The organism is Pantoea sp. YU22, assembly GCF_003970755.1.
Taxonomy (GTDB): Bacteria; Pseudomonadota; Gammaproteobacteria; order Enterobacterales; family Enterobacteriaceae; genus Pantoea; species Pantoea piersonii.
Genome location: NZ_RYDU01000002.1, coordinates 467624 through 477109, shown reverse-complemented (window position 1 = coordinate 477109; position 9486 = coordinate 467624). Strand labels below are relative to the sequence as shown.

6 protein-coding genes and 1 rRNA gene are annotated in these 9486 nt (G+C 58.3%); 3 read left to right on the top strand and 4 right to left on the bottom strand.

The features are described 5' to 3' along the window. The first annotated feature begins 140 nt into the window (after positions 1 to 140). The 3 genes from rrf to metH all read left to right on the top strand — a co-directional run bounded on the left by rrf (position 141) and on the right by metH (position 5252). Positions 141 to 256: ribosomal RNA gene (rrf, locus tag EKL29_RS06650) — 5S ribosomal RNA — on the top strand. Between the two features lie 249 nt (positions 257 to 505). Then, positions 506 to 1435, top strand: coding sequence for a homoserine O-succinyltransferase (metA, locus tag EKL29_RS06645; protein WP_120455131.1), 930 nt, complete (start codon positions 506 to 508; stop codon positions 1433 to 1435). 133 nt (positions 1436 to 1568) lie between these two features. Then, positions 1569 to 5252, top strand: coding sequence for a methionine synthase (gene metH / locus EKL29_RS06640; RefSeq protein ID WP_147402102.1), 3684 nt, complete (start codon positions 1569 to 1571; stop codon positions 5250 to 5252). Positions 5253 to 5448: 196 nt separating this feature from the next. On the opposite strand, the gene EKL29_RS06635 is transcribed toward metH, so the two are convergent. The 4 genes from EKL29_RS06635 to yjbE all read right to left on the bottom strand — a co-directional run bounded on the left by EKL29_RS06635 (position 5449) and on the right by yjbE (position 9242). Next, positions 5449 to 7539 carry a YjbH domain-containing protein gene (locus EKL29_RS06635; RefSeq protein ID WP_120455135.1) on the bottom strand — a complete coding sequence of 697 codons (2091 nt, stop codon included), beginning with the start codon at positions 7537 to 7539 and terminating at the stop codon, positions 5449 to 5451. Continuing rightward, positions 7539 to 8276: a capsule biosynthesis GfcC D2 domain-containing protein gene (locus EKL29_RS06630; protein WP_126689163.1), complete on the bottom strand. Its 738-nt coding sequence runs from the start codon at positions 8274 to 8276 to the stop codon at positions 7539 to 7541. Before EKL29_RS06630 ends, EKL29_RS06635 begins: the two co-directional genes overlap by 1 nt. Beyond that, the gene (locus EKL29_RS06625) at positions 8273 to 8920 is read right to left on the bottom strand and encodes a YjbF family lipoprotein (RefSeq protein ID WP_126689162.1); all 648 of its coding nucleotides are present in this window, start codon (positions 8918 to 8920) and stop codon (positions 8273 to 8275) included. Before EKL29_RS06625 ends, EKL29_RS06630 begins: the two co-directional genes overlap by 4 nt. A gap of 73 nt (positions 8921 to 8993) precedes the next feature. Beyond that, a complete protein-coding gene (yjbE, locus tag EKL29_RS06620; RefSeq protein WP_033749135.1) occupies positions 8994 to 9242 on the bottom strand; it encodes an exopolysaccharide production protein YjbE in 249 nt (82 codons plus the stop codon). Positions 9243 to 9486: the final 244 nt, after the last annotated feature.

Sequence of the window (9486 nt, the reverse complement as noted above, 5' to 3'; positions counted from 1 at the left end):
CGATGCGTTGAGCTAACCGGTACTAATGACCCGTGAGGCTTAACCTTACAACGCCAGAGGCGTTTTGTGAGACGCGAATTTTCAGCTTGTGACGGATAAACTCTGCGCGGCCCGGCGAGGCGGCGCGGAAACAGAATTTGCCTGGCGGCCTTAGCGCGGCGGTCCCACCTGACCCCATGCCGAACTCAGAAGTGAAACGCCGTAGCGCCGATGGTAGTGTGGGGTCTCCCCATGCGAGAGTAGGGAACTGCCAGGCATCCATACAGAAAAGCCCCCTGCTGACGCAGGGGGCTTTTTTACGTCTGTTGATCGCTGAAATTTATCTCTCAATATGCTTTAACCTGCCTTTTTATTACCTGATTTTTGCCTCTTACGCTCTGTTTGCCGTTTTTAGCTGAAACATTTTCATTTATCGCATGAAGACTCGACATCATCATGTCGCCAGGTTATGGTTGGGCATCTGGATGCCTAAACGTATATACGGTTGTGAAGAGGAAAGCCGCACATGCCAATCAGGGTTCCCGACGAATTACCGGCAGTAAATTTCTTGCGTAATGAGAACGTCTTTGTGATGACCTCATCGCGCGCCAGTGTTCAGGAAATCCGTCCGTTAAAAGTTCTGGTGCTCAATCTGATGCCGAAAAAGATCGAGACGGAAAATCAGTTCCTGCGACTGCTCTCCAACTCGCCCTTACAGATCGACATTCAGCTGCTGCGTATCGACAGCCGCGAATCGCGCAATACGCCGACGGAGCATCTCAACAACTTTTACTGCAACTTTGATGATATTCAGCACGATAACTTTGACGGGCTGATTGTCACTGGCGCGCCGCTTGGTCTGGTAGATTTTAATGATGTCGCTTACTGGCCGCAGATCCAGCGTGTGCTGCACTGGGCGAAAGAGCATGTAACCTCAACGCTTTTTGTCTGCTGGGCAGTGCAGGCGGCGCTGAATATTCTTTACGGCATTCCCAAGCAGACGCGTCAGAACAAACTGTCGGGCGTGTATGAACATCATATTTTGCATCCCCACGCGCTGCTGACGCGCGGCTTTGACGATAACTTTCTCGCGCCGCATTCGCGCTATGCCGATTTCCCGACGCAGCTGATCGCGGATTATACCGACCTGGAGCTGTTCGCCGAATCTGAGCAGACCGGCGCCTATCTGATGGCCAGTAAAGACAAACGTCTGGTTTTTGTTACCGGCCATCCTGAATATGACGCGCTCACTCTGTCTGGCGAATATCACCGGGATTACGAGGCGGGCCTGCAGCCGGAAGTGCCCTTTAACTATTTTCCCCAGGACAACCCGGAACTGCCGCCGCGCGCGACCTGGCGCAGCCACGGCAACCTGCTGTTCTCCAACTGGCTAAACTATTATGTTTACCAGATTACGCCATTCGATCTGCGCCGCATGAATCCTACGCTGGAGTAATCTGGTAGCGGGATCGTTCGCAAAAGTTTTTACGTCCCAGCCGCGTATTCGTCGCGGCTTCCTCCCTTATGAAAGTTATGCCAGTATGACGCGCTGGTATTTTAGCCAGCAGACTGAGCTGAATGAGGCAAGAGTGAGCAACAGAATCGAAGCGCTGCATCAGCAGCTCGCGCAACGCATCATGGTGCTGGACGGCGGCATGGGCACCATGATCCAGAGTTATAAACTGGACGAGCAGGATTTTCGCGGCAGTCGTTTCGGCGACTGGCCCTGCGATCTTAAAGGCAACAACGATCTTCTGGTGCTCAGCAAGCCCGAGGTGATCCGCGAGATCCACCACGCTTATCTGGAAGCGGGCGCGGATATTCTGGAAACCAATACCTTCAACGCCACCCGGATCGCCATGGCGGATTACCAGATGGAAGCGCTGTCGGCAGAGATTAACTACGAAGCCGCCCGGCTGGCGCGCGCCTGCTGCGACGAATGGACGGCGAAAACGCCGCATCGTCCACGCTACGTCGCTGGCGTGCTTGGCCCAACCAACCGCACCTGTTCGATCTCACCGGACGTGAACGATCCCGCTTACCGCAACGTCACCTTCAATCAGCTGGTAGAGGCGTATCGCGAATCGACGCGCGCGCTGGTTGAGGGCGGCGCGGATATCATCATGATCGAAACGGTGTTCGATACGCTAAACGCCAAAGCGGCGATCTTCGCCGTGCAGACCGAGATGGAAGCGCTGGGCGTCAATCTGCCGCTGATGATCTCCGGCACAATTACCGATGCCTCAGGCCGCACGCTCTCCGGTCAGACAACGGAAGCCTTCTACAACTCGCTGCGCCACGCCGAACCGCTGTCGTTTGGCCTCAACTGCGCCCTTGGCCCGGATGAGCTGCGCCAGTATGTGGCGGAGATGTCGCGTATCGCCGAATGCTACGTCACGGCGCACCCCAATGCCGGGCTGCCCAATGCCTTTGGCGAATACGATCTTGATGCCGACGTGATGGCCGACCAGATTGGCGAATGGGCGCGCGCCGGTTTCCTCAACATTATCGGCGGCTGCTGCGGCACCACACCGCAGCATATTAAGGCGATGGCGGATATTGTCGCAGGCGTTGCGCCGCGCAAACTGCCTGAGCTTCCGGTCGCCTGTCGCCTCTCCGGGCTTGAGCCGCTCAACATCAGCAGCGAGACGCTGTTCGTCAACGTAGGCGAACGCACCAACGTCACCGGCTCGGCTAAGTTCAAGCGACTGATCAAAGAAGAGAAGTACAACGAAGCGCTGGAAGTCGCGCTGCAGCAGGTACAGAGCGGCGCGCAGGTTATCGATATCAATATGGATGAGGGAATGCTCGACGCCGAAGCGGCGATGGTGCGTTTCCTTAACCTGATCGCCGGCGAGCCGGATATTGCGCGCGTACCCATTATGATCGACTCCTCCAAGTGGGAAGTGATCGAGAAAGGCCTGCAGTGTATTCAGGGCAAAGGCATCGTTAACTCGATCTCGATGAAAGAGGGCGAGGAGATCTTTATCCACCATGCGCGACTGGTACGCCGCTACGGCGCGGCGATGGTGGTAATGGCCTTTGATGAGACGGGCCAGGCGGATACGCGCGCGCGCAAAATCGAGATTTGCCGCCGCGCCTATAAAATCCTTACCGAGCAGGTCGGCTTCCCGCCGGAAGATATTATCTTCGACCCGAATATCTTTGCGGTCGCCACCGGTATCGACGAGCACAACAACTACGCGATGGACTTTATCGGCGCCTGCGAAGATATCAAGCGCGAACTGCCGCATGCGATGATCTCCGGCGGCGTCTCTAACGTCTCCTTCTCCTTCCGCGGCAACGATCCGGTGCGCGAAGCCATTCACGCCGTGTTCCTCTATTACGCTATCCGCAACGGTATGGATATGGGGATTGTCAACGCCGGGCAGCTGGCGATTTATGACGATCTGCCTGCCGAACTGCGCGACGCGGTAGAGGATGTGATTCTCAATCGCCGCGCTGATGGCACCGAGCGTCTGCTTGAGCTGGCGGAGAAATATCGCGCCAGCAAAGGCGACGGTGCAGAGGATAAGCAGCAGGCGGAATGGCGTAGCTGGGACGTGGTGAAGCGTCTGGAGTACTCGCTGGTTAAAGGCATCACCGAATTTATCGAGCAGGATACCGAAGAGGCGCGTCAGGCATCAGCGCGTCCCATTGAGGTGATTGAAGGCCCGTTAATGGCGGGAATGAATGTGGTAGGCGACCTGTTCGGGGAAGGGAAGATGTTCCTGCCGCAGGTGGTAAAGTCGGCGCGCGTCATGAAGCAGGCGGTGGCTTACCTTGAGCCCTATATTCAGGCCAGCAAAGAGGCGGGCCGCAGTAACGGCAAAATCGTGCTGGCCACGGTCAAAGGCGACGTGCACGACATTGGCAAGAATATTGTCGGCGTTGTGTTGCAGTGTAATAACTACGAGATTATCGACCTCGGCGTGATGGTGCCGAGCGACAAGATCCTGAAAACCGCCATAGAGCAGAAGGCGGATATTATCGGGCTGTCGGGTCTCATCACGCCGTCGCTGGATGAGATGGTCAACGTCGCGAAAGAGATGGAACGTCAGGGCTTTACGCTGCCGCTGCTGATTGGCGGCGCGACGACCTCAAAGGCGCATACCGCCGTGAAGATCGAGCAGAACTACAGCGGCCCGACGGTCTACGTGCAGAATGCCTCGCGCACCGTCGGCGTGGTGTCATCGCTGCTGTCACCGACGCTGAAAGAGGATTTCGTGGCGCGTACGCGTAAAGAGTACGACACCGTGCGTATTCAGCACGCGCGTAAAAAACCGCGCACGCCGCCGGTTTCGCTACAGGTGGCGCGCGATAACGCGGTCCGTATCGACTGGGAAAGCTATACGCCGCCATCGGCGCATCGTCTCGGCGTCAGCGAGATATCGGTTGGCATCGATACGCTGCGCAACTACATCGACTGGACGCCGTTCTTTATGACCTGGTCGCTGGCGGGCAAATATCCGCGCATTCTTGAAGATGAAGTGGTAGGCGAAGAGGCGAAGCGTCTTTTTGCCGACGCCAACGCTATGCTGGACAGCCTCAGCGCGCAAAAAACGCTGACGCCGCGCGGTGTGGTGGGCATCTTCCCGGCCAACCGCGTCGGGGACGATATTGAGATTTACCGCGATGAGAGCCGCCGCGAGGTGATTGCCGTCAGCCATCATTTGCGCCAGCAGACGGAGAAAACCGATTTCCCCAACTACTGTCTGGCGGATTATGTCGCGCCGAAGTCGAGCGGCAAGGCGGACTATCTGGGCGCTTTCGCCGTGACCGGCGGCCTTGAGGAGGACGCACTGGCGGAGGCGTATGACGCGCAGCACGACGATTACAACAAGATCATGGTTAAAGCGGTGGCCGATCGTCTGGCCGAAGCCTTCGCCGAGTATCTGCATGAGCGGGTGCGTAAGGTGATCTGGGGCTTCGCCGCCCATGAGAACCTGAGCAACGATGAGCTAATCCGCGAAAATTATCAGGGTATTCGTCCCGCGCCGGGCTATCCGGCCTGTCCGGAGCATACCGAGAAAGCGGCCATCTGGCAGCTGCTGGATGTGGAAACCCATACCGGCATGAAGCTCACCGAATCCTTCGCCATGTGGCCTGGCGCGTCGGTTTCAGGCTGGTACTTCAGTCATCCCGACAGCCGCTATTTCGCAGTGGCGCAGATACAGCGCGATCAGGTGGAAGATTACGCGGCGCGTAAAGGTATGGCGGTGAGCGAGGTAGAGCGCTGGCTGGCGCCGAACCTGGGGTATGACGCGGATTAAAAAGGGTGCTGGAAGCGGGCAACGGTAGCCGGTCGTAAAGTCGCTCAAGGCATTCCTGCTCGCTCCGCGCAGAGACGCACCTGAGGTGCGTCCTTGAACGGGCCAGCGCGCTGCGTTGTTCAAAACGCGCCTGGCGTTTTAGCCCTGGCGCGTTCTGCACCTTTCAGCCGCTTTAGCTGCGGTGCCCTCTGCCTGATTAGTTAAAGCGCGCGTCGCGATCGGACGTCAGGTCATAAAGCTGATATTTGCGGCCCAGCATCTGTCCGCCGTCACGCGTCAGCGGCACCCAGTTCACCTGCGCGCGGCCGCGCGTCGGCGTAACGGTAAAGAGATCCAGTGGAATCGACAGATAGAAACCTTTGGTGAAATCCCCTTCGCCATACTGCTCTGACGACACGTTGGTTTTGGTGGCATAGACGCCAACCATTACGCCGCTGTCGAAGCGCTTCGAAACGTCAAGCGTGACGCCCTTATCCTTCGCCAGATACTGTCCGACGCTCGCCTTCACCAGCAGATCCTGCATAAACCACGGCCGCCAGTAAGCCGTAACATGGCCAGTCGGCGCCTTGTAGTTGGTGAACTGCATCATGTTGTCCCAGTCGCGCTGGCGCACATAGTTGGCGTCAACGCCAAAGGCCCAGTTGCTGTCGACCGGACGGTAGAGCAGCTCGCCGCCGACGCCGCCATACATCGTCTCAAGGTAACCGCCGTACATCTGGCCGTAAAAGCCGTTGCCGAGGTAGCCCATGTAGTTGGCCTGTAGATCGTTTACGTAGACGTTATTCTCGACATAGTCGCGGATATGGGTACGCACGCGCGGCAGGGTGGAGTCGGCGGGCGCGCCGTTATAGTTGAACTTGTCGTAGTTATTGGCGAGGTTGCCGAACAGGCTGCCGCCCACCAGCAGATGATCGGTAAACCAGTAATCCAGGTTGCCCATCACGCCGACCTGATACATGTAAAAGCTTTCCGGTCCGCCGACCGACTGGTTCAGCACCGGCGACAGGCTGTAGTTGAGCCGCTCTTTACGAATAAAGAATCCCTGCTCGGTCTCGCCCGCATCGACCGGGTTTTCACGCGTCTGGCGCAGCGGCTGCTCCTGGCCGAGCGGATAACCTTCCAGCTGATTGCGCAGGCTGCTTACGTCGGTGCGCGTCGTTACCTGCGGCATATTGAAACGCGACTCGGTGACCTCGATGGTATCGATGCCTGCCGGCAGATTATTCATGATGATGCGGTTGGCGCGATCGACCCCTTCGCGCGTGTCACGATATTTGGTCTGCTCGCCGGAGACAAACAGCGTGCTGCCCCTGGTCTGAATGCGCGGCCCGTTCAGCCCGGCGTTGTACTTCAGGTCGGTCAGCTGGCTGGCGACGACGGTCGGCTCCAGCATGCGCTCCTGCGGATGAGGGCGGTAATCGGGCTTCGCGCTGTCAATATGCGCCTGATGCAGGTCGTTGAAGTTGGTGCGCACCGTCACGCCGAACATAAAGGTATTGCCGCGTTCATAGCTGGCGTTGATATCAGCCCAGTCGGTGACGCGGTAAATCGCGCCGACGTTGACCTTGCTGCGCTGGTCGAGCCTGCCAGCGAAATCATCCTGATAGTTGTTGCCTTCATACTCCAGCTTAAGGCGCAGCGGCTGCCACGGCGTCTGATACTCTACGCCGCCGAAGAGCGCCGAGGGGCCGTGAAACATCTGCGAGCCGTTGATGGAGCCCGCTTCGCCCACGCCAGGACGCTGACAGTAGCTGTCGCTGTAAGAGCAGAAGGGGTTTTTAACTGTGCCGCTGTTGCCGAGGTAGCCCCAGCCGAGTCCGAGCGTAAAGTCGAAAGGTCCCCAGGCTTTGCTCGCCACCAGATATTCACTGTCGAACAGGCCGGTGCCGCCGAGATCGCGCGTGCCGAAAGCAACTTCCGGCAGCCAGTAGCTCTCTTTCAGCAGGCGCAGCTTGAGGTCGAACGCCTTGTCTTTATAGCTCTGGTTGCCGCTGAAACTCTCTACGGCGCTGTAGCGACGCGTGCGGACGTCGGTATAACGCACCGTAGTCTCCAGCCAGGGCAAGAGCTGCAGCGAGGCGGAGTAGTAGCGGTACTGATCGTTGTCGCGGAAGTTAAGGCTGAATTCCCCCTCGCGCGCCATACGCGCGGTCGGCACCTGCAGCAGGCCGACGCCGCCGAAATCTGACTGCGACGGACCCACCGGATCGGGAAAGGTATCGGCCTGCGCCTGGCACGCGGCGGCCACGGAAACAGCCAGCAGGCTGAAAAGAAGTCGTTTATTCATCACTCTGGCACCCGGTGAGTCAGAACAGAAATCATGCGCTGGTTTAAATCGTCATACGCGTCAGGCAGGCTCCATGAGGAGAAGCCAAGCCAGATAATGCTGCCGGGCGCGACCTCGGTATGACGCTGGTTCCAGTAAGCCACCGGCACGCGCTGCGTCTCACCGGCGGGTGAGATCACCGTGGCGTAGCTGTTTTCCGCACCGGAAAGATGTTCGTGTCCCGCCAGATAGCCGCGTACCGTCTGGCCGGGCTGCCAGCTGACCTTGCCTGCGCCGCTTAGCGCGCCCAGCAGCCATACGCTGTCGGGCTGCGGCGTCAGCCAGAGATCGTAACGACCCTCAAGACGACGGTTGGCATCGGCATGCAGGCGGATCCAGTCGGGATCGAGCGAGACGAACTGGCGACCCGTTACCGCGATCGCACTGAGCTGGCGTACGACTTCGCCGATGGCAGCGGCGCGATCGCCGCTGCTTTGCGCCTGCCAGGCGCGCAGATCCGCCAGCGTTTGCTGCTGCTGTCGCTGCGCGATCGCGCTGGCGTTTCGTTCGGCAATTACCGCGCCGTCCCACCAGGCTTTGTCGATAAGCGCAGGCTGCGTCACCAGCTGCGCCAGGTTCTGTACGTTGTCGAGCGTGGCGCTGCCCTGCGCGGTATGCACCGTCACCTGTCCCGCCGCCCACGCGGCGCTGCTGCCAGCCAGCATCAGCCCGACCAGCAAAGAGAGTGTTGTTTTCATGATTTCGCCGGCTTCAGAAGGGTAGTGGCAACAGGGAAGTCGTCCGCAGCCAGCATCTGGCGCGCCTGCACCACTTCGCCGCTGCTGTTATCGATCCAGAAGGTGTTTTCCCAGGCGCGACCAGTGGCCGCGATGCGTGCCTGCTCGGTCCAGACGCGACAGGCGACGCGGCGACCCGCCAGCGTCAGCACCTCGTCTGTGCCGCGCGCGAAGTGGGAACTCACGGTAGCGGCGCGCGTCTTGCCGTTTTCGGTCCACTGCACGATACGCGTCCAGTTAGCGCCGTCGCGCAGATGCAGCGCGTCCGCCAGCGGGTCCTGTGGCAGATTACTGACCTGCTGCAGGTTATCCGGCAGGCCCAGGGTTTTCACCAGGCGGCCGTGTCGGGTCACCAGCATGGCGTTATCCTGAGTAATCCACTTCTGCTGGCCGTTTTCGTTATAGCCCAGCACGACGAAAATCTGCGGACCTGCATTAATACGGGCATAGAGGCTGGCATAGGGCAGATCGGCGATCTGCTGGTCGGTTTTAACCACGTCATCGGGGCCAGACACCGCCATCATGACGGTCTGTTCCAGCCCTTTTTGCGTCTGCGTGCATGCCTGCAGCAGCAGGCAAGCCAGCAAAAAAGGAAGTTGGCGCACTGTATGTCCCTGTAAAAGAAGCCAAAGCAAAAAATAACCACACGACTGTGTGGTTATGTTTAAAGGTGCTACATCAACGAGTGGTGCTCGTTGTCGTCGTGGTTGTTGTACCGGTATTCGCACCGTCACCACCGCCAGAGGCAGCGATGCCGACACCGACTAATGCGCCGAGCGCGCCGATACCGACAGCGGTTGAAGTGCCGGCGGAGATTGCTCCCGCCTGCGCGCCCGCTGCGGCACCCGCTTCTTCCGGAGCGGCAAAAGCCACGGAATGCGCTGCGACGTATAGTACGGCTGCTCCGGCAACCATGATTTTTTTCATACAGCTTGTCCTGCATTGAGTGAATGAAGGATGTACCCATTTCGGGCGTGTTCAGTATAGGGCAACAAATTACCAGAGTTCAGCGTGGGAAAAAGCGGTCGAAACGGCCCCCCTGTTTTGGCTAAAAAGGAGACTAAACAGCAATAACCCCTTTTTTCTTCTTAATATTTACGGCAGGACGGAATTAATTACTGTCATGGAATTACATGCAAAGCGTTTTTTACTTTTTTAGTAATAAATGGGA